This window comes from Streptomyces hokutonensis, assembly GCF_000376565.1.
GTDB lineage: Bacteria > Actinomycetota > Actinomycetes > Streptomycetales > Streptomycetaceae > Streptomyces > Streptomyces hokutonensis.
In genome coordinates, this window is record NZ_BARG01000053.1 from 99,517 (window position 1) to 124,874 (window position 25,358).

The 25,358-nt window shown below is 67.3% G+C and carries 25 protein-coding genes and 3 pseudogenes; 16 read left to right on the forward strand and 12 right to left on the reverse strand.

What is annotated here, in order from left to right; translation table 11 throughout:
* The first annotated feature begins 181 nt into the window (after positions 1-181).
* The 3 genes from SSP08S_RS32840 to SSP08S_RS32850 all read left to right on the forward strand — a co-directional run bounded on the left by SSP08S_RS32840 (position 182) and on the right by SSP08S_RS32850 (position 2,447).
* Positions 182-1,357 carry an epoxide hydrolase family protein gene (locus SSP08S_RS32840; RefSeq protein WP_051106031.1) on the forward strand — a complete coding sequence of 392 codons (1,176 nt, stop codon included), beginning with the start codon at positions 182-184 and terminating at the stop codon, positions 1,355-1,357.
* A gap of 117 nt (positions 1,358-1,474) precedes the next feature.
* Positions 1,475-1,729 carry a hypothetical protein gene (locus SSP08S_RS32845; protein ID WP_019071911.1) on the forward strand — a complete coding sequence of 85 codons (255 nt, stop codon included), beginning with the start codon at positions 1,475-1,477 and terminating at the stop codon, positions 1,727-1,729.
* Between the two features lie 349 nt (positions 1,730-2,078).
* Positions 2,079-2,447, forward strand: coding sequence for a zinc-binding dehydrogenase (locus tag SSP08S_RS32850; protein ID WP_019071912.1), 369 nt, complete (start codon positions 2,079-2,081; stop codon positions 2,445-2,447).
* A 54-nt stretch (positions 2,448-2,501) separates the two neighbouring features.
* Here SSP08S_RS32850 and SSP08S_RS32855 read toward each other — a convergent pair.
* From SSP08S_RS32855 to SSP08S_RS32870, 3 genes and pseudogenes are all read right to left on the reverse strand, one after another.
* A pseudogene (locus SSP08S_RS32855) lies at positions 2,502-3,415 on the reverse strand (transposase).
* Positions 3,416-3,854: 439 nt separating this feature from the next.
* Entirely contained in the window at positions 3,855-4,910 is a 1,056-nt protein-coding gene (locus SSP08S_RS32865) for a helix-turn-helix transcriptional regulator (protein WP_245608002.1), read from the reverse strand.
* Positions 4,911-5,043: 133 nt separating this feature from the next.
* Positions 5,044-5,904 (reverse strand): helix-turn-helix transcriptional regulator, encoded by an 861-nt coding sequence (locus SSP08S_RS32870; RefSeq protein ID WP_019071916.1) that lies wholly within the window; start codon positions 5,902-5,904, stop codon positions 5,044-5,046.
* A 173-nt stretch (positions 5,905-6,077) separates the two neighbouring features.
* Between SSP08S_RS32870 and SSP08S_RS32875 the strand changes: the two genes are divergently transcribed.
* Positions 6,078-6,893 carry an SDR family oxidoreductase gene (locus SSP08S_RS32875; RefSeq protein WP_019071917.1) on the forward strand — a complete coding sequence of 272 codons (816 nt, stop codon included), beginning with the start codon at positions 6,078-6,080 and terminating at the stop codon, positions 6,891-6,893.
* Between the two features lie 267 nt (positions 6,894-7,160).
* On the forward strand, positions 7,161-8,567 hold the full coding sequence (locus SSP08S_RS32880; RefSeq protein WP_019071918.1) for an amidase: 1,407 nt from the start codon (positions 7,161-7,163) through the stop codon (positions 8,565-8,567).
* A gap of 60 nt (positions 8,568-8,627) precedes the next feature.
* Here the strand turns inward: SSP08S_RS32880 and SSP08S_RS32885 are convergent, their stop codons facing one another.
* Positions 8,628-9,197: a TetR/AcrR family transcriptional regulator gene (locus SSP08S_RS32885; protein ID WP_019071919.1), complete on the reverse strand. Its 570-nt coding sequence runs from the start codon at positions 9,195-9,197 to the stop codon at positions 8,628-8,630.
* Between the two features lie 172 nt (positions 9,198-9,369).
* Here SSP08S_RS32885 and SSP08S_RS32890 point away from each other — a divergent pair, with 172 nt between their 5' ends.
* From SSP08S_RS32890 to SSP08S_RS59685, 3 genes and pseudogenes are all read left to right on the forward strand, one after another.
* Positions 9,370-10,260: an MBL fold metallo-hydrolase gene (locus SSP08S_RS32890; RefSeq protein WP_019071920.1), complete on the forward strand. Its 891-nt coding sequence runs from the start codon at positions 9,370-9,372 to the stop codon at positions 10,258-10,260.
* Between the two features lie 42 nt (positions 10,261-10,302).
* Complete coding sequence (locus SSP08S_RS32895; RefSeq protein ID WP_019071921.1) at positions 10,303-11,352, forward strand: SLAC1 family transporter; 1,050 nt, start codon at positions 10,303-10,305, stop codon at positions 11,350-11,352.
* 27 nt (positions 11,353-11,379) lie between these two features.
* A pseudogene (locus SSP08S_RS59685) lies at positions 11,380-12,063 on the forward strand (NmrA family NAD(P)-binding protein); the annotation flags it as partial.
* Between the two features lie 294 nt (positions 12,064-12,357).
* Here the strand turns inward: SSP08S_RS59685 and SSP08S_RS64580 are convergent.
* The 3 genes from SSP08S_RS64580 to SSP08S_RS32920 all read right to left on the reverse strand — a co-directional run bounded on the left by SSP08S_RS64580 (position 12,358) and on the right by SSP08S_RS32920 (position 14,597).
* Positions 12,358-13,116, reverse strand: a complete 759-nt coding sequence (locus tag SSP08S_RS64580; protein ID WP_078532578.1) for a GNAT family N-acetyltransferase — start codon at positions 13,114-13,116, stop codon at positions 12,358-12,360.
* A 71-nt stretch (positions 13,117-13,187) separates the two neighbouring features.
* Positions 13,188-13,955 (reverse strand): SDR family oxidoreductase, encoded by a 768-nt coding sequence (locus SSP08S_RS32915; protein ID WP_019071924.1) that lies wholly within the window; start codon positions 13,953-13,955, stop codon positions 13,188-13,190.
* Positions 13,956-14,051: 96 nt separating this feature from the next.
* Positions 14,052-14,597, reverse strand: coding sequence for a TetR/AcrR family transcriptional regulator (locus SSP08S_RS32920; RefSeq protein ID WP_019071925.1), 546 nt, complete (start codon positions 14,595-14,597; stop codon positions 14,052-14,054).
* 211 nt (positions 14,598-14,808) lie between these two features.
* Between SSP08S_RS32920 and SSP08S_RS64800 the strand changes: the two are divergent.
* The 3 genes and pseudogenes from SSP08S_RS64800 (at position 14,809) to SSP08S_RS64270 (ending at position 16,630) form a co-directional block, all read left to right on the forward strand.
* Positions 14,809-15,638: pseudogene (locus tag SSP08S_RS64800) on the forward strand (IS5 family transposase).
* The gene (locus SSP08S_RS32930) at positions 15,635-16,057 is read left to right on the forward strand and encodes a hypothetical protein (RefSeq protein ID WP_019071926.1); all 423 of its coding nucleotides are present in this window, start codon (positions 15,635-15,637) and stop codon (positions 16,055-16,057) included. Before SSP08S_RS64800 ends, SSP08S_RS32930 begins: the two are co-directional and overlap by 4 nt.
* A 450-nt stretch (positions 16,058-16,507) precedes the next feature.
* Complete coding sequence (locus SSP08S_RS64270) at positions 16,508-16,630, forward strand: hypothetical protein (RefSeq protein WP_281176160.1); 123 nt, start codon at positions 16,508-16,510, stop codon at positions 16,628-16,630.
* Positions 16,631-16,819: 189 nt separating this feature from the next.
* On the opposite strand, the gene SSP08S_RS32940 is transcribed toward SSP08S_RS64270, so the two are convergent.
* Both SSP08S_RS32940 and SSP08S_RS32945 read right to left on the reverse strand, forming a co-directional pair.
* On the reverse strand, positions 16,820-17,842 hold the full coding sequence (locus SSP08S_RS32940; protein ID WP_019071928.1) for an alpha/beta hydrolase: 1,023 nt from the start codon (positions 17,840-17,842) through the stop codon (positions 16,820-16,822).
* 93 nt (positions 17,843-17,935) lie between these two features.
* Positions 17,936-18,253, reverse strand: a complete 318-nt coding sequence (locus SSP08S_RS32945) for a putative quinol monooxygenase (protein ID WP_019071929.1) — start codon at positions 18,251-18,253, stop codon at positions 17,936-17,938.
* 141 nt (positions 18,254-18,394) lie between these two features.
* Here SSP08S_RS32945 and SSP08S_RS32950 point away from each other — a divergent pair, with 141 nt between their 5' ends.
* The gene (locus SSP08S_RS32950) at positions 18,395-19,300 is read left to right on the forward strand and encodes an AraC family transcriptional regulator (protein WP_019071930.1); all 906 of its coding nucleotides are present in this window, start codon (positions 18,395-18,397) and stop codon (positions 19,298-19,300) included.
* Positions 19,301-19,457: 157 nt separating this feature from the next.
* Complete coding sequence (locus tag SSP08S_RS32955) at positions 19,458-20,207, forward strand: SDR family oxidoreductase (RefSeq protein WP_019071931.1); 750 nt, start codon at positions 19,458-19,460, stop codon at positions 20,205-20,207.
* Between the two features lie 190 nt (positions 20,208-20,397).
* On the opposite strand, the gene SSP08S_RS58335 is transcribed toward SSP08S_RS32955, so the two are convergent.
* A complete protein-coding gene (locus tag SSP08S_RS58335) occupies positions 20,398-20,844 on the reverse strand; it encodes an RICIN domain-containing protein (RefSeq protein WP_019071932.1) in 447 nt (148 codons plus the stop codon).
* Positions 20,845-20,931: 87 nt separating this feature from the next.
* Entirely contained in the window at positions 20,932-21,699 is a 768-nt protein-coding gene (locus SSP08S_RS58775; protein WP_019071933.1) for a peptidoglycan DD-metalloendopeptidase family protein, read from the reverse strand.
* Positions 21,700-21,862: 163 nt separating this feature from the next.
* On the opposite strand from SSP08S_RS58775, the gene SSP08S_RS32970 reads away from it, so the two are divergent.
* Positions 21,863-23,140 (forward strand): SH3 domain-containing protein, encoded by a 1,278-nt coding sequence (locus tag SSP08S_RS32970; protein ID WP_019071934.1) that lies wholly within the window; start codon positions 21,863-21,865, stop codon positions 23,138-23,140.
* A 104-nt stretch (positions 23,141-23,244) separates the two neighbouring features.
* Positions 23,245-23,568 (forward strand): hypothetical protein, encoded by a 324-nt coding sequence (locus tag SSP08S_RS32975; RefSeq protein ID WP_245608003.1) that lies wholly within the window; start codon positions 23,245-23,247, stop codon positions 23,566-23,568.
* Between the two features lie 93 nt (positions 23,569-23,661).
* On the opposite strand, the gene tnpA is transcribed toward SSP08S_RS32975, so the two are convergent.
* On the reverse strand, positions 23,662-24,090 hold the full coding sequence (tnpA, locus tag SSP08S_RS32980) for an IS200/IS605 family transposase (protein ID WP_078532580.1): 429 nt from the start codon (positions 24,088-24,090) through the stop codon (positions 23,662-23,664).
* Between the two features lie 17 nt (positions 24,091-24,107).
* On the opposite strand from tnpA, the gene SSP08S_RS32985 reads away from it, so the two are divergent.
* On the forward strand, positions 24,108-25,274 hold the full coding sequence (locus tag SSP08S_RS32985; RefSeq protein WP_019071937.1) for an RNA-guided endonuclease InsQ/TnpB family protein: 1,167 nt from the start codon (positions 24,108-24,110) through the stop codon (positions 25,272-25,274).
* The last annotated feature ends 84 nt before the right edge of the window (positions 25,275-25,358 follow it).

Consider the following 25,358-nt stretch of genomic DNA (forward strand, 5'->3'; position numbering starts at 1 on the left):
AGCGACGGGGGCTCGCCGTGCGGACACTTGACCGGCTTTACGCGGACACGTTGATGACGCGGTCGAGTCGTAGGTGGTCCTGCGCGTCCTAGGAACGCAAGGGAACCTCTCGGCGTGGTTCCAGGCGCCTCCACCCGGTTTGCTTCAAACCACCAGGCTTGCGGAGAGTTCGCCGGTCGCCGTGAAAGGTAAGTCACCGCATGAAAATACGTCCTTTCGTAGCGTAACCAGCCCCGACCAGCTGGTAGACCTCCGCGAGCGACTGGACAGAACGCGGTTCGCACCGGCGTTGTCCGGTTCGGATTGGAAACACGGAACGCCGCCCGGGTATCTCTCCGAACTCGTGGAATATTGGCGTACTCGGTTCGACTGGATAGCCGCCGAGGAACGACTCAACGCGTTGCCCCAGTTCCTTGCCGAGATCGACGGCAACACGGTGCACTTCGTGCACGCCAGGGGCGTCGGGCCGCGCCCCTTCCCATTGCTGTTCTCGCACGGCTGGCCGGGATCGTTCTGGGAGGTGCACAAGATCATCGGCCCGCTGACCGACCCCGCCGCGCACGGCGGAGACCCCGCGGACGCCTTCGACCTGGTCGCGCCAAGCCTGCCCGGTTACGGCTTCTCGCCGCATCCCGGCACACCGGGGCTGAGCCTGGGACCCGTGGCAAACCTCTTCGACAAGCTCATGACCGGGGCAGTCGGATACTCGAACTACGGCGCGCAGGGCGGTGACTGGGGCGCACAGATCATCAGCCGACTCGCCCGCGAACACGGCGACAGCGTGGCTGGCATCCACCTGAACCTACTCGGGGAGATGCCTGTGCTTGACGAGAACTCGCCGCCGCTCACACCCCGTGAGCAGACGTTTCAGGCGGAAGTGCAGAAGTGGCTCGCGGAGGAAAGCGGATACAGCCAGATCCAGGGCACCCGCCCGTCAACTCTCGCCTCAGGACTGTCCGACTCGCCCGCCGGGCTGGCCGCGTGGATCGTGGAGAAGTTCCGCGCCTGGAGCGACTGCGACGGTGACGTCGAGTCCGTGTTCAGCAAGGACGAGATACTGACCAACGTCACGCTCTACTGGCTCACCAACTCTATTGCTACCTCCGCACGCCTCTACTACGAGGCCTTGCACGCCGAGGGCATGATGAGCATGCTCGATCCCGGGTACGTCGCGACTCCGACCGCGTACGCCTCTTTCGCCAAGGAGATCGTCTCGCCCCCCGAGGAATGGGTACGGCGCTGCTACAACGTCACCCAGTTCACCGAGTACAAGCAAGGCGGCCATTTCGCGGCGCTGGAGAGGCCGGAGGAGCTGGTCGGCGACATCCGCGCATTCTTCCGGCCGCTGCGCGGCTGACCCAAGAGGGACCGTCGAACCGGGGCTGGTGCAGGCGACGATGAGGCTCTGGGGCCGGCGGTCCGCCGGAACCGGGGCACAGACAGCATGACACCCCGCCCAGCTCTCCCCCCGACCTTGTGGAACGACGTCGCGGCCCTCACCACCAAAGACGGAAAGCAGCTTCCCACCTTCATCATCGGTAAGGAACTCAACGTTGTGTGTCACGACTACCAGTACGGCGGCCGGATCGGCAACTTTCCCGACATTGCCCAGCAGATAGCCAAGCGGAGCTATCGAGTCACGCTCCCGAAGTCCCGGGGGTGCGTCGTCTCGAAGGCTGCGGACACCTCCAGCCCTCCCGGCAAGCAGGCTCTGCCTTCGACAAACTGAACTCTCAAGACCAAGTCGGACAAGGCGGCAGACAAGCGGCGCGCCAAGTTCACTTCGTCGTAGGCACCATCACGGGTGCCCCGCGGGCGCGGCAGGCGCACCGCTTCGGAGCTGCCAGCGGGGCGTCCACTTTCCCCCGCCACTGGAGCCCTGTCTTCGATTCAGTGAATGAACTCACCGTGCTACGGCGAGTCTCCCAGGAGAGTTCGTTAAGGGAACTCATGGTGCATGTAGTCGTTGAGTCCGTCGGCGGCCGTACGACGGCACCCAGAACCGAGCCGGAGCCGTTGTCCGCTCATCTGCTGGCCGAACGCCACCTGTGCGGTGGTCGGTCCCGATTGGACACACCATGACCGAGACACGGGCCGCGCTCTTCCGTCATATCGGGCCCCCCCTTTCGATGGAGACGATCATTCTTGATCCCCCCGACCCGACCGAAGTGCAGGTGCAGGTCAGAGCCGTTGGCCTATGCCACACCGAACTGCACGTACAGCGAGGCGTCCTGGAGCTCACCGGCGGCCTGGGAGTCGACCACTCCTTCGTCTGTGCCGGCCCGGTCGCGATGACCGGTCCGGCCCTGCGCTCCACCATCACCGGCGGAGGCGTCGTGGTCACCGGCGCGGCACCAGCCGACGCCAGCGCGATCGAAATCCCTCCCGCCGACCTCCTCGGCCGCCGTAAGAGCCTAATGGGTTCGGTATTCGGCTCCTTCAGCTAACGAGTTGGTGCGTGATAGCGGGTGAGGCGTGTTTGGCCTGGTCGTGGCCTGTTTTCAGATGGTGATGGTGCGGTCGGAGACGAGGCCGGCGATGGCACGGTAGGTGTCGGGCAGTCGGTCGCGGCGGTGGGTCCAGCGCGTCAGTTGCTTCCAGCGTTTGTGGTCGGCGAGGGCATGTTCGACGGTGATGCGGTCGGAGGAGTGCCAGTGACGGTCGCGCTCCCACTGCTCAACCCTGCTGGGCGGTGCTCCGGGCCGCGGCTTTCTCGGTGGGGTGATTGCCTGCCCGCGGTGGTCGCGGCTCAGGCCGAGGCAGCCGTCGTCCAGCAGGACCTCGACGTCGGGAAAGTGCTGGAAGCAGATGGCGATGCCCTCGTTGCGTGCGGCCGTCGCGTCGTGCATACGACCAGGTCGCAGGGCATCGGTCCCTAACGTGCGGCCCCGCCAGTCCGCGATGACGGTGGCCTTCATCGTGTTCTGTTTCTTCCTGCCCGAGACGAACGCGCGCCGGCCACCACGGCCGGCCGGTGGTCGGCGGACCTGGATCTCGGTGGCGTCCAGCCGCAGCTCGATTCCTTCGGCCTGGGCATAGGCGAACACATCCGTCAGCGTGCGCAATCGCAGGCCGGGACGGTCGGGGACCGCGCACCCCCGCTCGGCCAGGAGCACGCGTACTTCTGCGATCGCGCGGGTGATGGTGGAGCGGTCGACGCCGAACAGCAGGCCGAGCACCGAATGCGGTAAGTCATGCCGCAGATGGATCAGCGCGGCCACCAAACGGTCGACGAACACCAGCTGGTGACGGGCCCCGGACCAGCAGCCCGCCTCCTGGCCCCGCCCCGTGCAGCATGACGGCGGCCTTCAAGGCCAGCCTGCCACGGCAGCGCCAACTCCTCGATCAGACAGAAAAGATGACGCTGAGAGATGCCCGTGAACAGCTGATGCGCCAGCACCGCCCGATTGACCATGATCGCCACAATCGGATCATGCCACCAGCCGGACACGACGCCTCACCCGCTATCACGCACCAACTCGTAAGCCGTCGCTGACCTTCCACAGCCCGGTCCTACGTAAAAGTGTGTCCCCGGAGCCCCTGCCGAGCAGGGTGCTCGGACACGCGACCTTGATCTACGGCACCAGGCAGCGGAACGATCTCGGACTGAATAGCGACAACAAGCGCACGGCCTTCTTCACTGGTGACATCATGGGGCGACCGGTCAGGATCGCATCCGTCCTCCGCTTTGACGCCGGCGAACTGGCCTAGATCAAGTTCTGCGCGCGCCCCTCGTCCGCCTCACTGGCGGTGTAGTCCCGCGTCAAGGCACGGTTGGGTGCGGAACTGGCGACGCGTACTTTTGGACGGCGCAGCCGGACTACGACTCGTACGCTGCGTCAGAGGTCCCAGGGTCAGAGATCTGAACGGCTGCTCTGAGGGCGGCCGCTGTCCCGGGACGGTTCGGTCCGGTCGGCCTGCGAACCGGTGGCCCACGACGACAAAATCGTCAGCGCCTCGTCTGACGGCGATCCGGGGTCGGCGAGAAAGGTGAACAGAGCCTGGTCGGGATCGTCAGGAAAGGTCAGTGCCTCCGTGCGCAGCGTCAGCTCGCCCACGACGGGGTGGTGGAGAACCTTCGTGTCGTGACCGAACTGGACGACTTTCTGTACGGCCCACCACCGGCGGAAGGGCTCACTCTTCATAGACAGTTCGCCCACGAGTTCCGCGGTGCGTGCGTCGTCGGGGTGACGGGCGGCGTCCATCCGCAGCGTCCCGACGAACACGGAGGCGACCTGTTCCCAGCTCTCCCCGAACAGAAACTGGGCCGCTTCGTCGAGCATGATCCAACGTACGGCGTTACGGTCTCTGGCCGGCATCGAGTTGAAGTCTGCGAGGAGCATACGGGCCATCCGGTTGGTGGCCAGCACGTCCGTTCGGCGCCCCAGTACGAAAGCGGGGATGTCCGTCAGGCGGGCCAGCAGGGAGTGCACCCCGGGCCGTACCTTCTGCACCGTCCGCTGGGTACGGCGCCGGCTCGGCGCGTGCCCGCGCGCGACCGCGTTCAGATAGCTGCGCTCGGCGGCATCGAGCTGTAGTGCGTTCGCCAGCGCGTTCAGGACTGACTCTGACGGGGTGATCGGCCTGCCCTGTTCCAGTCGCGTGTAGTAATCCACGCTGACACCCGCCAGAGCGGCCAGTTCCTCCCGCCGCAACCCGGGCACCCGGCGCGGGGACGCATCGTGGATGCCCAGGCTCTGCGGGTCCATCGCCGCCCGCCGGGCACGCAGGAAATCGCTGAGCTTCTCGTTCCGCTCCATGGGTTCATCCTCGCGCGGTTCGGTTGCCGATGCTGCCCGCAGGGTGGCTCTCCGAGTCCCAGGAAGCAGGGGGCCAGCTCCGCCCTCCCCACCGGCCCGCGTCGGCGGTTCGCTTAGCAGGCCGTGTCTGGTTGCGGTGCGGAGGTTCATCTTGGCAAACGTGCTCGACTGCAAGACTGCTGATCGTTGCCTCTGGCCGGCTTCCGGCACGGCAACGGGTACCACCGGGGGTGAGATCCTGCTGGTCAACACCGAGGCCTGGGTCTGCGTGATGGATCGAACGCTAGCCGACGTCCATGGAAGGCGCTGACGGGCTCGACCAGCTCGTCAGCATGCGGAGCGCATGCTCGGAAGACGTACCGGGCTTGGCGAGATAGACGAACAGCGCCTGGTCCGGTTCGCCGGGGAAGGTGACGACTTCGGACTCCAATGTCAGGTCGCCGACGATCGGATGGTGCAGACGCTTCGGGCCATGGGCGAACTCGACCACCTTCTGTTCGGCCCACCACTTGCGAAAGTGCTCGCTCTTGATCGACAGCTCACCGACGAGCTCGGTGGTCTTGGGATCGTCGGGATAGCGGGCCGCGTCCATCCGGAGCGCCCCTACCAGCTCGGCGACGATCCGTTCCCAGTCCGCCCACAGGGATCGCGCCGCCTCGTCGAGCACCACCCAGGGCGCGGCATTGCGGTGCTTGGCCGGCATGGCCGGAAAGTCTGCGAGAAGCGCCCGTGCCGCCCGGTTGGCCGCGAGGACGTCGGTACGGCGGCCGAGGACGTAGGCAGGCACATCCCCGAGCTGCTCGATGAGCGCGAAGACTCCCGGCCTCAGCACCTGGGCGGACCGACTGCCACGTGTGCGGGCAGGGCGCGGACGAACGGCGACGGTTTGCAAGTAGTTCCGTTCAGCCCGGCCAAGCTGTAGCGCGCCGGCGATCGCGTCCAGTACGGCATCAGACGGCTCGATCGGGCGTCCCTGCTCCAGCCGCGTGTAGTAGTCCACGCTCACGCCCGCCAGCCGGGCGAGCTCCTCGCGCCGGAGACCGGGAACACGCCGCTTTTGCTCGTCCATGATTCCCAGTGCGACCGGATCGAGCGCCGCGCGCCGAGCGCGCAGGAAGTCTCCCAACTCCTCGTTGCGGGTCATGGGAACATCCTCCTCCGGTGTACGGGGCGGATCCGGCGGCTGCCTGGCCCTGCCGGTCCTAGGCAGCGCGACCCCAGGACCCGAAGGGCTTGCTCCGAGGCCCCGGCGGTCTCTTCCGATGGCTTGACTGGTGCCACTGGCAGCAACACAACCATCACAAGGGAGACCCTCACATGTCCACCTGGCTCATCACCGGTGCCACCTCCGGATTCGGGCGGCTCGTCGCCGACCGCGTCATCGCCTCCGGCAACCAGGTCATCGCCGTCGGCCGCCGTCGCGACCGCCTCGACGACCTCGTCGCATCCGCACCGGAAGGCCGTGTCACTGCGATCGTCCTCGACTTGACCGACCCCGGCGCGGAGAAGACCGTCGGAGACGCCGTTCGGGCCGTCGGCGGGCTCGACGTCGTGGTGAACAACGCAGGCTACGGTCTGTTCGGATCAGTCGAGCAAACCAGCGCCGACGAGGCGAAGGCCAACTTCGACACCAACGTGTCCGCGAATCTGGCCGTACTGCGCGCCACGCTCCCCGCGATCCGCGCGTCGAAGGGGCGCATCGTGCAGCTCTCCTCACTGGTGGGGTCCTTCGCCTGGCCAGCGTCCGGGCTCTACTCGGCGTCGAAGGCCGCTGTGGAGCTCTTCAGCGAAGCGCTTGCTCTCGAACTCGCACCGACTGGCGCGAAGGTCACCGTGATCCAGCCCGGCATGTTCGCAACCGAGTTCACCACCTCGGCTCATGTCGTACCGCCGAGCGAGCCCTACCTGCCCACCGTCGGCGCGTTCCTCGAGCAGGTCTCGCAGATTCCCGCCGATGCGATGGGTGACCCGAACGCGGTGGCGGACGCGATTCTCGCCGTCGCGACCATGGACGAGCCGCCGCTGCGACTGGCAGTCGGGCAGGACGCGATCGACGCAATCCGGAACGCGCTTCAGACTCGGCTGAGCGAGCTGGATCAGTGGGCCGCTACTGATCTCATGCCCGCGGTCTGAGCATCCGATGCCGCCAGGCTGGAGGGACTGAACCTTCCAGCCCGGCCCCGTCGCTCGCCCACTCGCCCCTCCTCGTTCCGCCCAGCATGCCGTCGGCCCGAGGAACACCCCGCTGTCATCTCCGTAGTCGGCGACCGAAGCGCACATCTCAATCAGCAGCCAGGGCGCCCCGGAGAGCCGGGCAGCCACTCCTTCGAAGCCACTGAAGGCAGAGAACCATAAGCCACACCCGGCCCTCCCGGGCCGCCTAACAACTTACGGAGAATCATGAACACCGAGCTGATCTACTCGGACGCCTCGGCCCTCGCCGAGCTCATCCGGGCCGGGAAGGTGACCTCGGTCGAGGTCGTCCAGGCGTATCTCGACCGGATCCACGCCGTCGATCCGCAGCTGAAGGCGATCGTGTCGCTCAACGAGAACGCCCTCGATGAGGCGCGGGCCGCCGACGACGCGCTGGCCTCGGGGGAAGCGGTAGGGCCGTTCCACGGCGTGCCGTTCACCGTTAAGGACTCGATCGACACCGCCGGTGTACTGACCCAGCGTGGGTCGCCGATCTTCGCGGGACGCGTTCCCGACGCCGACGCCACGAGCGTCGCCCGGATGAAGGCGGCCGGAGGCGTCCTGCTGGCCAAGACGAACCTGCCCGAGTTCTCGTACGCCTGTGAGAGCGACAACCTGCTGACCGGTACGACGAACAACCCGTGGAACCTCGAGCGCACCTCGGGCGGTTCCAGTGGCGGCGAGTCCGCCGCGATCGCGGCCGGGCTGAGCCCGATCGGACTGGGCACCGACCTGACGATCTCGGTCCGCGGTCCGGCGGCGCTGACCGGCATCGTGGCACTGAAGCCCACCCACGGCCGGGTCCCGATGACCGGGATCTGGCCGCGTGAGCCCCGCCGGGTCTGGCACGTCGGCCCGATGGCGCGATCGGTCCGCGACGTCGAGCTGGCGTACTCGGTCCTCAACGGGCCGGACGGCGTCGACGGTGCCTCGGTCGCCCCGAACGGGTACGACGCCGGCGTCGGCTCGACGCCTTCGCGTCAGCTGCGCGTCGGCTGGTTCGTCGACTCCGGTCTCGGGCCGGTGGACCCGGAGGTCGCCCAGACCGTCAGTAACGCCGCCGAAGCACTCCGCGCCGCAGGGGCACAGGTTGAGGAGGTGTCGATCCCCGCGCTGCGCGCCGACAATCCGCTCGCGCTGTTCTACAAGCAGCACGTCAACGAGCTCAAGCCCGCTGTAGCCACCGCGACGGCCGGCCACGAGGGCCAGATGTACAAGTACACCAAGGCCCTGATGGAGACACCGCTCACCCCGGTCGAGGAGTACGTCGACGTCGAGCAGGCCTTCGACCGGATCCGCGACGGCTACGCCGAGTACTTCTCCCGCTTCGACGCCGTCATCCTGCCCGTGCTCCCGATCCCGGCGTACCCGCACGGGGCCGCCAAGTTCGTGATCGACGGCGAGAGCGTCGACGCGGGCCACATTCAGTCCTACACGGTCCAGTTCAACGTCACGGGCCTGCCCGCTTTGTCGCTGCGCTTCGGGACCAGTTCCGAGGGCCTGCCGATCGGCGTCCAGGTCGCCGCCGCCTGGCATGCCGAGTCGACCGTCCTGCACATCGGCAAGCTGCTCGAGCAGGCCAGCACCGTTCGAGACCTGCACCCCGAGATCTAGAGCCGAGAGGACCGGACGGCGAGGCAACCAGCGAACCCGAAAGCGGGTGCCGGCTACACGTCAGAGGCCGGCACCCGCCGCCTCGCCTAGCAACGCGGCGACATGGCGACGGGCCTCTTCCAGAGGGCGCGGATCATTCAAGGCTTGCGAACGAGTGATCGCGCCGTCGTAGAGCAACGAAATTACGGTACCGATGTGTTCAGGATCTTCGACGCCGGTGCTGCCTGCCAAGTGCTGTAGTCGTTCCTGGAAGGCCTGCTTGTGCCGGACGGCCGCCCGATGCGGATCGGTGTGCGGTTCGGGGAATTCTGTCGACGCTGCGATGAAAGGACAGGCAGCGATGGGCCGATCGGCAGTCGTCGGAGCGAACAGGGCAAGGATCTGCTCTCGCGCATTCTCCTCCGAACCCAACTGAACTTCGAACATCTGCCGGTCACGTTCCTGCAGGTAGGCCTCGATCAGCGTGGACTTGTCCCGGAAGTGCTTGTACAGCGTCCGCTTCGACACCGGAGCTGCGGTCGCCACCGCCTCCATTTGCGTCGCCACGATCCCGTGCGCACGAAACAGTCGTACGGCGGCGGCCAGGATCCGCTCCCGCGCACCACTCGTTGGCTTCGTCAGCTCGGTCACAACAAGAGTATACGCCGCCGTTTACCTCGATCGGCAAACCATGCTAGGTTCAAAGTAAACGCAATCGTTTACATGGGGTAGCGGCTTCGCTAGCGCACGGCACCCCAACAAGGCTGTCGCCGCCGGCGCTGGCCGCGTAAGGCGCCCCTCGACCCCACGAGTAGGACCGGTAATGCCCCACCTCCTTCGTGTCGGCGAAGTCGACATCGTCCCGCTGCTCGAATGGCAAGGGACTTTCATCACCCGCGGAACGCTCCTGCCGTCCAGCGACGCCGGGGAGTGGTCCGACAATGCTTCCTGGCTCGACCCGACGTTCTGGTCGGCGCAGACCGACGGAGTCCCGCTGTACTCCCGCAGCTATGTGATTCGCAGCGACGGGCAGCTCATCCTGGTGGACACCGGCATCGGCAACGGCAAGAACCGGCCTCAGGTCCCGCCCTTCAACGGCCTCGACACCGACTACCTGTCGCGGCTGCGCGATGAGATCGGAGACGTCGAGGCTGTCGATGCCGTGATCAACACCCATATCCACCAAGACCATGTCGGTTGGAACACGCGCCTCGTGGACGGTCAGTGGCGTCCTACGTTCCCGCGCGCGACGTATCTGCTGCCGGACGCCGACTACGAGGAGTGGAACCGGAGCCGGGGGTCGGACTCAGGAGCGGACGAGGTGTTCCTCGACAGCGTCCTGCCGGTCGTCGACACCAGGCAGGCATCCTTCTACACCGGCGAACGGGTCGTCGACCAAAACATCACCATCGTTCCCGCACCAGGCCACAGTCCAGGCTCCTCGGTCGTCATGATCGTCTCGGCCGGCGAAAGCGCGGTCATCACCGGCGACATCGTCCACACGCCGATGCAACTGGCCCACCCCGAACAGCACATGGTCTTCGATGCCGACCCCGTTCGGGCTGTTTCCTCACGAAGGACGGTGCTGGCGGCCGTCGCCGATGCCGGAAGCATCATGCTGCCCGCTCACTTCGGCCGGACCGGTGGCCTTCGGCTGACGCGTGACGGCTCTGGATTCTCGATCGCCGAATGGGTCCCCCTGACCGCTGAGTGACCGGCGACCTGCAGGAGAACAACGAACGGAAGGAGGCACCTCGTGGATCTGGCCACCGAATCCAGCCCAACCCTGAAGCCCGCCGGAGCCAGCGACACGAAACAGCGTCTTCCGCTGACCCTGTTCGGTATGCCGCTCGGCATGGCGGGGCTCGGCGGAGCCTGGTCAGCGGCTGCTACCGCCGTCCACGCACCAACATGGCCCGCCGAAATCTTCTACGGTGCCAGCGACGCGCTCTGGCTGGCCTTCGTGATCGGCTATCTTCGCGGCGGTGTGCGGACGCGCGGCGCGTTCGGTGATGACTTGCGGCATCCGTTCAGCGGACCGTTCGCGTCCGTCATCCCGCTCGTTGCCGTACTGCTGTCCGCCCACTACACGGCCTACAGCTTCACGATTTTCGCCTGGATCTGCGGCGCAGCGATCGTGGCCCTGGCGGTCGTCGTCGCCCAGTTGATCGCCCACTGGCTCAGCGGCGCCGTAGATCTGCACGCCATCCATCCCGGCTACTACATTCCCGCGGTCGCCGGCCCGTTCATCGCGAGCATCGGCTTGTCCGCCCTCGGTCAGCCGTCCCTCGCCATCGCCGCCATCGGCGCAGGGTTGTTCTTCTGGGTTGCCATGACCGCGATCGTCACCGTCCGGATGCTCATCGGCGAACGACTTCCCGACGCAGTCCGGCCGGCGATGACCGCGTTCGTCGCCGGCACCTCCACGGCCAATCTCGCGTGGATCGTCGCCCATCCGGGACGTGTCGACCAGGCGCAGGAGCTGATGACCGGAGTTCTCGTCTTGATGCTCCTGGTACAGGGCGCGCTGATCGGCGAGTACCGCACCCTCACCTTCACCGGCGGCTGGTGGATCTTCACCTTCCCGCTCGCGTCGACGACGAACTACGCCGTCCGCTGGTTCTCCGCAGTACGACCTCCAGGCTGGGAGACGTACGCCTGGGTGGCGCTGGGATGCACCACACTTTTCATCCTCTTCGTCGCAGTACGAACCATTGAAACGACTGCCCGCGCACGAGTGGCGCGGCAGCGCCATCGGCTCCCGCCGGCGGCACCTCGCAATGAGTTTCATCCTCGAGCGAAATGATGGAAGGAACGTATACCGAACGACGAGTTGTTCCTGATCACCGGTGCGACCGGTAAAACCGGAGGCGGTGCTGCGAGGGTTCTGCTGGAGCAGGGGCGCCGGGTCCGCGCGCTGGTGCATCGTGAAGACGATCGCTCCGACGCGCTCCGTCGCGCCGGCGCAGAGATCGCCGTCGCCGACCTGCTCGATTTCACCGCGGTCGATGCCGCCGTGCGAGGCGTGTCCGCGGCCTACTTCTGCTATCCGATCATGCCGGGACCGATCGACGCGACGACGTTCTTCGCACAAGCCGCAGTCGACGCGGGGGTGCGGTCGGTGGTGAACATGTCGCAGATCTCCGCACGTCGTGGGGCTGGCAGTCACGCCGCCCGGGACCACTGCCTCAGCGAGCGGCTGCTCGATCGCGCCGATCTGCTCACCACACATGTGAGGCCGACGTCTTTCGCCGAGTGGCTGAAGCTTTGGTGGGAACTTCGCGACGGTGAGGGATGTCTACGGCTGCCGTTCGGCGACGGCCGACACGCGCCGATCGCCACCGCGGATCAGTCTCGCGTGATCGCCGCGGTTCTCGGCGACCCTGAACCCCGCGATCGCGCGGTGTACACGTTGCACGGGCCCGTTGAGTTCAATCACCACGAGATCGCGGCTGTCACCGCTGACACGCTGGGACCTCCGGTCCACTACGAGCCACTGACCGTCGAAGCGTTCACGGCAGCGATGCTGGATCGAGGCATGCCCGAGCCCCGCGTGCAGCACTTCAGCCACGTCGCACTCGACTACCGCGACGGCGTTTTCGCCGGCACGAACGACAACGTCGAGCGGACCGGCGGGCGCCTGGCGCTGACGGTCGCCGAGTCGTCCGCAACAGCGAGGCCGACTTCCGCGCGAGTGGACCAAACTTCGTACCGGCCCGAACCGTTCAAATACTCTCCGCAGCCGCGCTCGCAGCGCTCGGCGGAACAAGGCCCGCCGCACCGCTCGAGGGCGCGGCGGGCGGCTGAGAGGTCAAAGGCGGAGTCCGAAGACGGCCACTTGCGAGGCCCGCCGGGTTTCGAAGCCCATCCGCTCGTAGAGGCGGATCGCGCCTGCGTTCGTCGCGGCGACGTGCAGGAACGGCTGCTCGCCTCGGGCGCGGATGCCGTCGATCACGTGCTCCATCAAGGCGCGTCCAAGACCGCGTCCCCGGTAAGCCTCGTCAGTGCACACCGCGCTGATCTCGGTCCATCCGGGAGGCCGCAGCCGCTCCCCTGCCATCGCGACGAGAGCGCCGTTGTCCCGGACCCCGAAGAACGACCCGAGCCGATGGGTACGCGCCGCGAAAGGCCCGGGCTTGGTGCGTTGTGCCAGCTCGAGCATCTCCGGAGCGTCGTCGTCGTCGAGCGGCACGATGGTCAGTTCGTGGTCTTGAACGTTTCCGTGCACGCGCGGCCCGGTCATCAGGACGACCGCGAGCTCGCGCTGCAGTACCCAGCCCTCAGGCGGCGTGGGCGGGTCGATAAGGGTGATCGGATCCTGTCCCGCGAGCCTGCTGAGTTGTGCCCAGTCGTTAGCCGTGGCGTCGTCGGGGATCGCCATGAACGGAGAAACGTCTTCGGGATAGCGGGCGACCCGGCCGGAGCTGACTGCCAGCAGACGATGACTGCCGGCCAGCGAGAACAACACCGGGTTGTCGAGACCGAGCTCCGAACCACCAACATCGCCATCTGGGCCGTATTCGGTAGTCGCCGGCTGAGTGCGGGGCTCACGGCTGTCATGCTCAGGCATCTGGGAACGCCCCTTGTGATCTGCGTTCGTGCACGGGCTTCTTCTTCGGAAGGCTGAGGCTGCGTCGCTGTTCACCAGTTCAGTGGCGCGGCGACGAACGGCTCAGTCTCCGGTGCAGCCTTGCGCGCCCGCAGTTGCGCAATCGCGGCCTTGCCGACCGGAACACGGAACGGCACCTCGGTGTTCTTGATCGCATCGGCGACGACCGTGGCGAACTCGTCGACAGTGACCGGCTCGGTCCGGAACCCGGCCAGCTGCTCGAGCATCGGGAAGTACGGGTCGTTCTCGTCGAGGAACACCTTCGCTCGTTCGGCGCCACCCGAGGACACCGCGCCCGGCTCGAACACCTGCACCTCGACGCCGAAGTGACGCACCTCGATCGCCAAGCCTTCCGCGATTCCCTCGAGCGCCCACTTCGACGCTGAATAGGGAGCGATGAGGGGAATCGCGATCCGCCCCTGAACACTGGAAATGAACGCGATCCGGCCGGAACCGCGCTCGCGCATCTGCGGCAGCACCGCCTGCGCCACACGGAGGGCTCCGAAGGTGTTCAGCTCGAACAGCCGCGTCACCTCATCCAGCGGAACCGTCTCGAGCGGAGCGCGAACCGTTGCGCCGGCGTTGCTGATCAGTACGTCGACCTGCCCAGCAGCAGCGACGGCGGCATCGACGGACGGCTGATTCGTGACGTCGAGCTGCAGCCGCTGCGCGGCGGGGATGTCATCGAGCGACGACAAGTCCCGAGCAGTAGCGACGACTTCGTGGCCACGTTTCGACAGTTCGACCGCGATACCGCGCCCGATGCCCCGCGACGCTCCGGTGATGAGTACACGTGCCATGACGTCTTCCTTTGCTCAAGGGCAGACGATTGGTTCTATGTCTTTCACTATACATACTTCGACTCAAGGCCTTGACGGTACTTGAAAGCGCCTTGGTCAGCGACTGGTTTCCGCGTAGGCCAGAAGCGAGGCCTTGACCGAGTCCCAGGGAGCAGCGCTGCGGAACGCGCGGGAGGTGATCATGGCGCCTTCCATGCTGGCGATCACCGCGTTGGCAAGATCGCGACCGGAGGCGCGGTCGAGGCCGAAGGCGACGAAGTGGAACGCGATACGGTCGACCATCTCCGTGAAGCCACGCATGCTCGTTTCGGCGATCTCCTCGCCGCCGAGTGACCCCTCGGTGACAAGGGGCGCAAGACCGCACCCACGCGAGTAATCACTGGCCAGCATCCCGTCACGGCCGGCGTCGACGTACCGCTTGATCAGGTCCTCGACCGAGGTCGACTCGGCAGCAAACTCGTCGATCAGGCTCACTTGTTGATGAGCATGAGACGCGGCCGCCTCGACGGCCAACTGCGGCTTGCCACCAGGAAAGTGGAAGTACACCGACCCTCTCGGCGCACCACTGCGCTCAAGAACGTCTGAGATCGCCGTCGCGTTTAGGCCGCGCTCACGAATGAGGCCGCGAGCCGCCTCGATCATCTTCTGCCGAGCATCGCTTCTCCGTGGCATGATCCTGTCTCCAAATACTATGTATGCTGCAAGGCATACTAACTGACGCAGCCAGGCCTCCCTGGAACAGGTGACATCAGAGGGCGGTATGTGAGTGTATAGGTTTTTTGTCGTCACCTGAACGTGTGGCAGTGCGGCATCCCGGCCGGTCGGCGGCCATGGGCATGCTGGGCTGGTCGCCGTGAGCGAGCGCAAGCCCTACGAGACCGACCTGAGCGATGAGCAGTGGGCGCTGGTCGAGCCGGTGATCACCGCGTGGAAGGCCGCGCATCCCTCGGTCAGCGGCCATCAGGGTCGGTACGAGATGCGGGAGATCGTCAACGCGCTGCTCCACCAGGGCCGTTCAGGTTGTCAGTGGGACCTACTCCCGCACGACTTCCCTCCGCCCGGCGCGGTGAAGTACTACTTCTACACCTGGCGCGACGGCGGCATCGACCAGACCATCCACGACCTGCTGCGCTGGCAGGTGCGGGAGAAGATGGGCCGGAAGGCGGACCCGAGCCTGGTGGTGCTAGACACCCAGAGCGTGCACGCCGCAGTCGGAGTGCCCGCACAGTCGACGGGACGTGATGCGGCAAAAAAAGTACCGGGCCGCAAACGCGGCCTGGCCGTTGACGTGTTGGGGCTGGTGATCGCGGTGGTCGTGGCGGCCGCCTCGGCGCACGAGAACGCCGTCAGGATTGCGTTGCTGGACAAGGTCGCCGCTGACACCGACGCCGTGGAGACGGTCCTGGTCGACCAGGGCTTCAAGAACGCGGTCGTCGCGCACGGGCAGAAGGTGGGCATCGCGGTGGAGGTCGTGGAGCGCAACCCCGCGCAGACCGGGTTCGTTACCCAGGCAAGCGGTGGGTCGTGGAGCGCGCTTTTGGGATCTTGGTGTTGTCCCGCAGACTGGTGCGCGACTACGAACACCGGCCCCGCAGTTCGGAGTCGCGAGTGTACTGGGCGATGACCGCGGTGATACTGCGCCGGCTGTCCGGGGCGACCACGCCGGCCTGGCGCACCGCATGACCGGCGGGGAGTTGACGCTCGGCGCAGTGCTGGCGCGGCTGGAGGAGCGGGAACGCGAGATCACTGCGCAGGCCGAGACGACGCGGGAACAGATCACACAGCTGACCGCACACCTCGACGAACTCGACCGGGCCGCCGAGGAAGTCCGGATCACCCGCAAGACACTGCTGGAGCTGCCCGACCCGCGACCGCCCGCACCCCCGGCACCGAAACTGCCGGACCACCCGGCCTACCAGCAGATCATGGCCGTGTTCACCGCGGCCAGCCATCCGCTGCGGGCCCGGCAGGTCTGCGAGGCGATGGACCTGACGGTCGCACCCAACAACATCAACAACATCCGCCTCAAGCTCAAGAGGCTGACCGACCGTGGAATTCTGGCCGAGACCGAGCAGGGCCTGTTCACCCAGCCCCGGCCATAGCCGACCGACGTCGCTGCAACCTGCCCACTCGCCCCGCACGAAACCAAGAATCGGGCATCAGGTCTCATACCGCCCACTGAAGCCGAATATCTACCAGCGCTGCGGTTCGTCACAGTGTCGAACATGGACGTTCCGGATGCTCAAGTGTTGGCGATCCCCGGCCTGGCCTGCGGGCGCCCGGCGGCTCGGCCTGCTGTTGCCGATCCTCGCGCTCGTGACGCTGGCGAGCGTTCCGGTGGCCACCCACGCGGGGGAGTGGCTGGAGCAGCACGTCGGCAGTGACCCGTTGGTGCGCAAGCACGCCGAACCCGGCGACGGCCTGCTCCCGTGGGCTCTCGGTCTCTTCGTTTTCTCGGCCGTCGTCTGGTGGACGACCCGCCGGTCCGCCCCCGCTGGGCTGGCGCGGCGGGGGCCTCCTGGTCGCCCTCGGCACTGGTTCGGGGCGTGGTCGTGGTTGTTTCCCTCGCTGTCGCGGTCGGCGCCGTGGTGGACGTCTACCGGATCGGCGACTCGGGCGCCAAGGCAGCCTGGCAGGACAACTACTCCAAGACGGCCACACAGAACGGCGGCTGACGGGACAGGGCCGACGTGGCACGTGACGCCGGCCTGTCTGTTCGCGTCGTGCGGGACAGCGGCGTCGCCTCTGACGGGCTGGCGCCCGACCGCAGGTCAGAGATCTGGCCCGTCCTTCCGGGCCAGGGCCTGGCGCATGGCGCGTTGTCGCAGGCCGAGGAGGGACGGTTGGAGTGTGAGTTCGGTAGGTCACACCGACTGCGTTTCTCCTCTGCGGCCATCGGCGTGAGTGGGTCGAGTGCGTTCCGCGGAACCGTTCGGGTGCAGGAGTCGGGCGAGCCAGTCGGTGCGGGTTCGGCGGGCTGCGACCGAGAGGTCCGCCTGCGGGTACAGAGCGTCGAAACCGTGGAAGCCGCCTGCCCAGACGTGGAGTTCGGCCTGGCCGCCGGCCGCCCAGATGCGGGTGGCGTAGTCGGTGTCCTCGTCACGAAAGACTTCGGCGGAACCGGCGTCGATGTAGGTGGTCGGCAGGCCCGAGAGGTCTTCGGCCCGGGCGGGCGAGACGTAGGCGGACACCTCGTCGACGGGGAGATCGCCGAGAACGGCCTGCCAGCCGAACTCGTTCATCTCGCCGGTCCAGACACCGGGCACGCCGGTGAACTGGCGCCTGGATGTGGTGGTGTTGCGGTGGTCGAGCATGGGGCAGATCAGCACCTGTGCGGCGATCGACGGGGCGCCGAGGTCGCGGGCCATCAGCGTGAGGCCGGCAGCGAGACCGCCGCCGGCGCTGGCGCCGGCGACGATGATCCGGGTGGGGTCGATGCCCAGTTCTTCGGAGTGTTCGGCGGTCCAGAGCAGACCTTGGTAGCAGTCGTCGACGAGGGTGGTGCCGGTGGCCTCCGGTGCGAGCCGGTAGTCCACGGAGACCACGACCGCGCCGAACTCGTCGAGCCATTCCAGCGGGATGTCGATCTGCGAGAAGCGGTCGCCCATGACCATCCCACCCCCGTGGATCCAGTAGACGCAGGGGGCGGCCGTGGTGGTATCGGTGTTCGCGGGGCTGAAGACCGACAGGCGGATCGGGGCACCGTCCTTGGCGGCCACGCTGACCTCGCGTCGGTGGACGTTCCGGTGTGCCAGGAGCGGGTCGACGGGCGTGGAGGGGAGCTGTCGCAGGTGCGCGAGAACTTCCGGGGTGAGCTGGGACATGAGGGGCATGCCGGTCAACAGCTCGCGCAGTTCGGGGTCCAGAGCGGGACGCGCAGGGGTCATGGCGTGGGCCTTTCGCGGTGTGGTGCCGGGCGGACGACAGCGTGGGCGTCCGGGCAGGTGAGGGGGTGATGGGTGGACAGGTCGGTCCGGTGTTCAGAAGGCGGTCTTGCCGAGGACCGGGACGTAGTCGGTGTACTCGGACTCCTTGGCCAGCAGCCCGGTGATCTGCGCCACGATTGCCTGGGCGGCCTCACCGGCGAAGATCCGGTGGTGGTCCTCCTCGCTGGTCCAGCCCTCCGTGACATGGATGACGTCGGGGTCGGACGCGGATCGGGAGACGAGGTAGACGACGCAGTGTTCGCTCGCGCCGGGGCTGCCCGCGTCCAGGCCGGTCAGCAGCAGGTCGACCAGTCGGCTGCCCATCCCGGGCCTGGCGGTCAGGGTAGCGTTGAAGCCGTAGTTGGCAAGCATGAGTTTCTCCTTGCGTGGTGGAGTGAGGTGATTCCATTCAATGCCTCTGACCTGCTGAAACGTTAGAACGATGCTCGCGGGCACTTGCACGATCCTCGCGATTTCGGGAGCGGGGTGGCGGCGAAGTGCTGCAATGGGCACATGTCCCTGGAAGAGTTGCGCACCCTGCTGGACCGGCATGCCCGGCCCGACTGGACCACCGCCATCGACGGCGTCCTGATCTCGAAGGTCGACCGGCCGGATCCGCCGGCGCCCTCCACGTCCGGCACGGTGCTCGCCGTCATCGCCCAGGGCGCCAAACGCCTCGCACTGGGCGACAGGGTCTACGAGTACGGGCCCGGGCAGTACCTCGTCGCATCCGTCGACCTGCCCGTCACCGGGCAGTTCACCCAGGCCGATCCCGAACAGCCGGCCCTTGGCTTCGGCCTCACCCTGGAACCGTCCGCCGTCGCCGAACTCCTGCTGCAGGCAGGTCCCGGCGACCTTCCCCGCACCGGCGGAGGCGCGCCGTCGGGGATCGCCGTCAGTGACGCCCCGCCCGCCCTGCTCGACACGGTTGTCCGGCTGCTGCGCCTGCTCGACCAGCCCCGCGACCGGGCGGTACTGGCCCCGCTGGCCAAGCGCGAGATCCTGTGGCGGCTGATCACCGGCGAGCAGGGGGCGACGGTTCGCCAACTCGGCCTGGCCGACAGCGGCCTCAGCCATGTCTCCCGGGCCGTGCGCTGGATCCGCGAGCACTACGCGCAGCCCTTCCGGGTCGAGGACGTGGCCCGGCTGTCCGGCATGAGCGTCTCCGCCTTCTACCGCAACTTCCATGCGGTGACCGCGATGAGTCCCATCCAGTTCCAGAAACAGATCCGCCTCCAGGAGGCCCGGTTGCTGCTGGCCACCCACCCCGGAGACGTCACAGGGGTCGGGCAACGCGTCGGTTACGACAACCCGTCGCAGTTCAGCCGCGAGTACCGCCGTCAGTTCGGTGAGCCCCCGAGCCGGGACGCGGTCCGCCTGCGGAACGTCGCGCGCACCCCCGTGGGCATCCTTCCCTGAGTGCAGCCGGAAGATCGGAGGAGGATCGTGCAAGTTCGGAAGAGGATACTTCTACTATCTTTCCAGGTCAGAGCGATTAACTGGGATCAGTAGTTCTTCCGCTGGGTAGGAAAATGCCTGCTCGCCGCGGATCCCATCACGTCGCGAGGATCACAGCATGAAGACAGTTCTGATCACTGGTGCCTCATCCGGATACGGGCGGGCGACCGCCCTCTACTTCCACTCGCAGGGGTGGAACGTCATCGCCACGATGCGCACACCGCGTGCGGGCCTTCTGCCCGACTCGGACCGGTTGCGCGTCGTCGAGCTCGATGTGACCAGGCCCGAGAGCATCACTGCCGCGTTCGAGGCAGCCGGGCCCATCGACGTCCTGGTCAACAACGCGGGCGTCCCGTCGATCGGCGTGTTCGAGGGCACCCCCATGACCAGGGTGCGGGACGTCTTCGAGACCAACACGTTCGGCGTGATGGCAACAACGCAGGCCGTGCTCCCCGAGTTCCGTGAGCGCGGCTCCGGCGTGGTGGTCAACGTGACCTCCAGTGTGGTGCTGGGCCACATGCCCCTCTCGGCCGTCTACAAGGCGAGCAAGATGGCCATCGAGGGATTCACCGCGTCCCTCTCGCTCGAACTCGCGCCCTTCGGCGTGCAGGCGAAGACGGTCGAGCCGGGTGCCTGCCTGACGACGAACTTCGCCGCCAACGCGACGAACGGCGCCCCGGTGGACGAGCTGGTCCCGGCGCCCTACGCACCGTGGGCGAAGAAGACCATGGACGCCTTCACGGGTCAGGACCTGTTCACCAAGGAGAGCGACGTCGCCCAGACGGTGTGGCGCGCCGTGCACGACACGACCGGCCAGTTGCGCTTCCCGGCCGGCCCCGACGCGGTCTGGCTCGCCCAGGCGAAGTGATCGACCAGCAGGCAAAGGGACACCGCACCGATGCCGGCAGCCGGCCCCGGACACACGGATGGGGCCGGCGCGTTGTCCAGTTCCAGAACCGGCTTGGCTTTGTCGCAATCACCTCATCAGCGCGCTCCGGCGCCACCGTCCCACGATGGTGGCACCGGAGCGCGCTGGACTGGGATGGGTGGGGCAGGTGTCAGAACCAGCTCTGGTTCTGACCGGAGTTGCACGACCAGGTGCGGAAGCCGGCGCTGCTGTCGTCGATACAGCGGTTGGTCGCCTGGTTCCTGAGCTCGATGGTGTTGTCGCCCCACTTGTGCACGAGCCAGCTCTGGTTGGTGCTGGAGTCACAGTTCGCGGTCTTGAACCCCTGGTCGCTGTCGTACATGCAGCGGTTGGTGAAGGCGTTCTTCAACTGCACGGTGCCGTCGGCCCACTTGTGGACGATCCAGTTCTGCGGGGTGGAGCCGTTGCAGTCCCAGGTGCGGAAGCCTGCGTTGGTGTCGTCGATGCAGCGGCTGGTCGCCTGGTTCCTGAACGTGTTCACGGCGTCGGCCGCCGAGGCCGTCGCGGCGGGCACCAGTGCGATGGCGGCGGCGGAGACGCCGAGCGCCGCGACGCGGGTCAGGACGGAGACGGACATGGGTGTTCCCTTCGGTGGGGTGGTGGTGCGTGCCCCGCAGCCGAGTGCGGCGGGGAGTCTGGTGCGGGAGCTCGGACCGGGGAACGGTCAACCGCACTGGCGGCTGACGTTGCCCTTGTCGTCGCCCTTGAGGTAGATCGCGCTGACGTAGCCGACACCGCCCGCGTTCAGGGGCAGTTCGATCCACTTGTCGTTGCTGTAGCCCTCGGCCGTGACGAGCTGGCCCGTCTTCCAGCAGTTCGCCGGGTAGCTCTCGTTGGGGTACACCGTGCTGACGACGGCGCACGAAGTGGCCGCGCAGGAGCGGACGTTGGCCTGCGCCCAGGCGGTCACGGTGGTGCCCTGCCCACCACCACCGCCGGGCGTGCAGGGCAGGTTCACCCCGCGGTCCCGCAGATACGGCATCGGGTCGATCCCGCGCACCGTGGTGGACGTGCCGATCCTGACCCGCAGGTGCAGGTGCGGCCCCGTCGCCTCGCCCTCGCTGCCCATCAGGGCGATGCGCTGACCGGCCTGGACATGCTGACCGACGACGACGTCCCGCTGGTACATGTGCCCGTACTCGGTCACCGTGCCGTCGTCGTGCAGGATGCGGATCCACTGCCCGTAACCGCTGGCGGGACCAGAGTCGATGACCTCGCCGGCGCCCACGGCGTAGATGGGCGTGCCCTGGGCGTCGGCGATGTCGACGCCGTCGTGGCTGTCGCTGTACCCCTGGGTGATGACCCCGGCGGTCGGGCACGAGGCGGCGAACGCGGCCGGGGCGGCCGGTGCCGCGGCGGCGGGCAGGGCCGCCGTCAGCGGCAGCAGGACGGCGGCGGCCGTGACGAGTCCGGCGTACGGGAACAGACGCACGGGGCTTCCTCTCCGGTGACTTCTGGTGGACGGCACGGAAGCTATCCGCGCCCCGTCGGCCGGCGGCATCCGGAACGTTCCGGAATGACGCGGCGGCGCACGGGCGGATAGGGCTGTGGACCGTCAACAGCACCATTTTCCCGACCAGTTGGAGAGATGCGTCATGCGATCCACCACCAGACGACTGATACAGGGCCTGTGCGCCCTGCTGGTTCTGGGCGGGCTGCCACCGGTCGCCGCCGCTGCCGCCGACGGCCCCGGCCACGAACGCCCCGCCGCCCGGCCGGCGACCGACTGGCGCATCGATCTCGGCGCCGCGTCGGCCGACCAGCACAACACCGGCCACCGCAACAACGGCGCGCTGACCATCGCCGACCGCCGCGCCCGCACCGCGTCCGCTCCCGGCAGGGCGTTCGCCGTGTACACCGCGCCGGCCCGCAGCCTCGGACGGCAGGCCGACGCGTTCACGATCCGCCCACGGGCCCAAGTACCGGCCGGAACGCAGGTGGTGACCGAGGTGCGGGGAAGCGACCACCCCGGACGGTGGACGCAGTGGACCACCCCCGACCGCGCCGGTCGGCTGCGGCTGGCGCAGGCCGTCTCCGTCGTCCAGGTACGGCTGACCCTGCTCGGCACCCGTACCGCCGCCCCCGCGGTCTCGGCCGTCTCCGTACACGCCGACCTCGCCCAGCCCGCTCCCCGGGCACCCCGCGCGCTGACCGCGGCCTCCCCGACGTACCGGATCTTCGCCACCCGCGAGGGCCTCGCCGGACAGACCACCGCCAACGGCCATGTCATCCAGCAGCGCGACCACTTCGTCGCGCTGCCGTCCCGGCGGATGCTCGCCTCCAACGGCGGCCACGAGTACCAGGTGCGGCTCTGCTACCAGCGCACGGGACGCTGCGAGACCGCACCGGTCTGGGACGTCGGCCCCTGGAACACCCAGGACGACTACTGGAACCCGTCCGCGCAGCGGCAGATGTGGCGTGATCTGCCGCAGGGCACCCCCGAGGCACAGGCGGCCTACCAGTCCGGCTACAACGGCGGCCTCGACGAGTTCGGGCGCAGGGTCGCCAACCCGGCCGGCATCGACGTCGCCGACGGCACCTTCTGGGACGGCCTGGGCATGACGGACAACGACTGGGTGGACGTGACCTTCCAGCCGTCCGGCGACACCGGCGGCCAGACGAACGTCACGGCGTGGATGCAGGCCAACGTCCGCTCCTGCGCCTCCACTTCATGCGACGTGGTCAGCACGGTGTACCCGAACCAGAGCTACCCGGCGAACTGCTGGAAGACCGGCCAGGTCATCACCGACGAGGGCTACACCAGCGACAAGTGGATCGAACTCCCCCTGAACGCGGGCGGTGTCGGCTACGTCAGCGGCATCTACCTCAAGGGCGACGCGACCGGCGGAGTGACCCGCCAGTGCGGCACCTGAGCCGCCCCACCCCGGCGGTCACTCCGTAACGTGCCGGAGTCCCTTCAAAGCCCCGGTACGGCACCGTCGTTGCCGCACACCGAGGCGAAGAGAGGGCGAGGGCAATGAGGTTGAGGCCGACGGGAAGAGCGGGCTGGGCGGCGACACTGACGGCGCTGCTGATGACGGCGGGACTGTGCGCGAGCACACCGGCCGCGTCGGCGGCGCCCACCGCCCGCCCCGACTTCCGGCTGCCGTTCCCCTGCGGGCAGACCTGGCAGCTGCAGACGTATCTGGGCCACGATCCCGACGACAAGAAACTCGACATGTACCACGTCGACGGCCCGACCCTGGGCGCCACCGTCACCGCGTCCGCCGCCGGCACGGTCACGGAGTTCTTCGAGCCCGGCGGCATCGAGATCAACCACGGCGCCGGCGCTTCAGCGTGATCTAGCGCGGAACCCTGGGCGTTCACGCCCGGGAGGAAGCGCTTCCCAAGACAGGGGTGACCTGCACGGGCGCACGGGTCTGCACTGCTGCCCTCAGCCGGGTCGCTTCTGGTTCTCGATGTACTCCTTGATGATCTCTAGCGGTGCGTCGCCGCAGGATGCGGCGAAGTAGGACGGGGACCAGAAGTGGTTGCCCCACAGGTACTTGCGGATGTGGCTGGGGAACTCCTGGCGGAGCCTGCGGGCGGACACCCCCTTGAGGGAGCCGACCAACCGCGAGATGGCGACCTTGGGCGGGTAGTGCACGAGCAGGTGGACGTGATCACGCTCGCCGTTGAACTCCACCAGCTCGGTTTCGAAGTCGGCGCACACGGCCCGCATGATCTCTTCGCAGTGCGTAAGGATCTCGTCGGTAAACGGTCCGCGCCGGTACTTGGGTGTGAAGACCAAGTGGGCGTGGAGGGTGTAGACGACCGTACGGCCCCTGCGAATGTTGGGGTTTGGCTCCCAGCGTGGTGACATAGATCAACGGTAGTACGATGATCGTCGTGAAGATCGTGACGCAGGTGAAGCTGATGCCAGAGGCCCAGCAGGCCGCCGCGCTGTCCGCGACCCTGCGCACGGTCAACGATCTGGCGTGCTGGGTCTCGGCAGTGGCGTTCGCCCACGGGGTCCCGCGTGAGTACGAGCTGCGCAAGCACACCTACCCGCGCCTCAAGGCCGAAGGTCTCGGGGCGCAGTCCGCCCAGCACACCATCAAGAAGGTGCGCGACGCCTACACCACCTTGAGGGCGAACATCCGGGCCGGGAACCTCGGCAAGCCGAAGTCGAAGCGCCGCCGCAAGGCGGAGTCGAAGCCGATCACGTTCCGTCCCGATGCCGCGCAGCCGTATGACGACCGCTGTATGAGCTGGCAGTACGACCAGCGGACGGTCTCGATCTGGACCACCGAAGGCCGGTTGAAGGCAGTACGGTTCGTGTGCTCGGCGGACGCGCTCAAGGTGCTCCAGCAGTACCGCAAGGGTGAGTCCGACCTGATCGAGCGTGACGGTGTCTTCTATCTGGTCGCCACGTGCGAGGTTCCCGAGGCCGAGACGTACGAGCCGGACGGCTTCATCGGCGTGGACCTCGGCATCGTCAACATCGCCACCACATCCACCGGCTACCAGGCCGCCGGACGCGCCCTGAACCGGTATCGCAAGAGGCAGCTTGCCCTGCGGGCCAAGCTCCAGAAGAAGCGCACCAAGTCCGCCAAGCGTCGGCTCAAGGAGCGCTCCCGACGCGAGGCACGACACGTCAAGAACACCAACCACATCATCGCCAAGACGATCGTGACCGAGGCTGAACGCACCTCGGCCGGGATCTCCCTGGAAGAACTCAAGGGAATCCGGCAGAGGGTACGGCTCCGCAAGCCCCAACGGGTCGCGCTCCACTCCTGGTCCTTCGCCCAGCTCGGAGGCTTCATCGTCTACAAGGCCAAGAGGGCAGGCGTGCCCTTGGTCTTCGTCGATCCCGCGTACACGTCCCAGACATGCGCCGAGTGCGGCCACGTCGACAAACGCAACCGTATCGACCAGGGACTTTTCATCTGCCGCGGGTGCGGGGTCGTTGCCCACGCCGACCGGAATGCTTCCCACAACATCGCCACCCGTGGCGAGATCGTGTGGAACGCGGGGCGTGAGTCACGCGTCCCTGCCACCCGATAGGGGTGTCTGGACGGAGGAGTCAACCCAGCAGCCAGTTGGGCGCTACCTCCAAGCCCGGTCCTTTAGGGCCGGGTCAAGTCGACC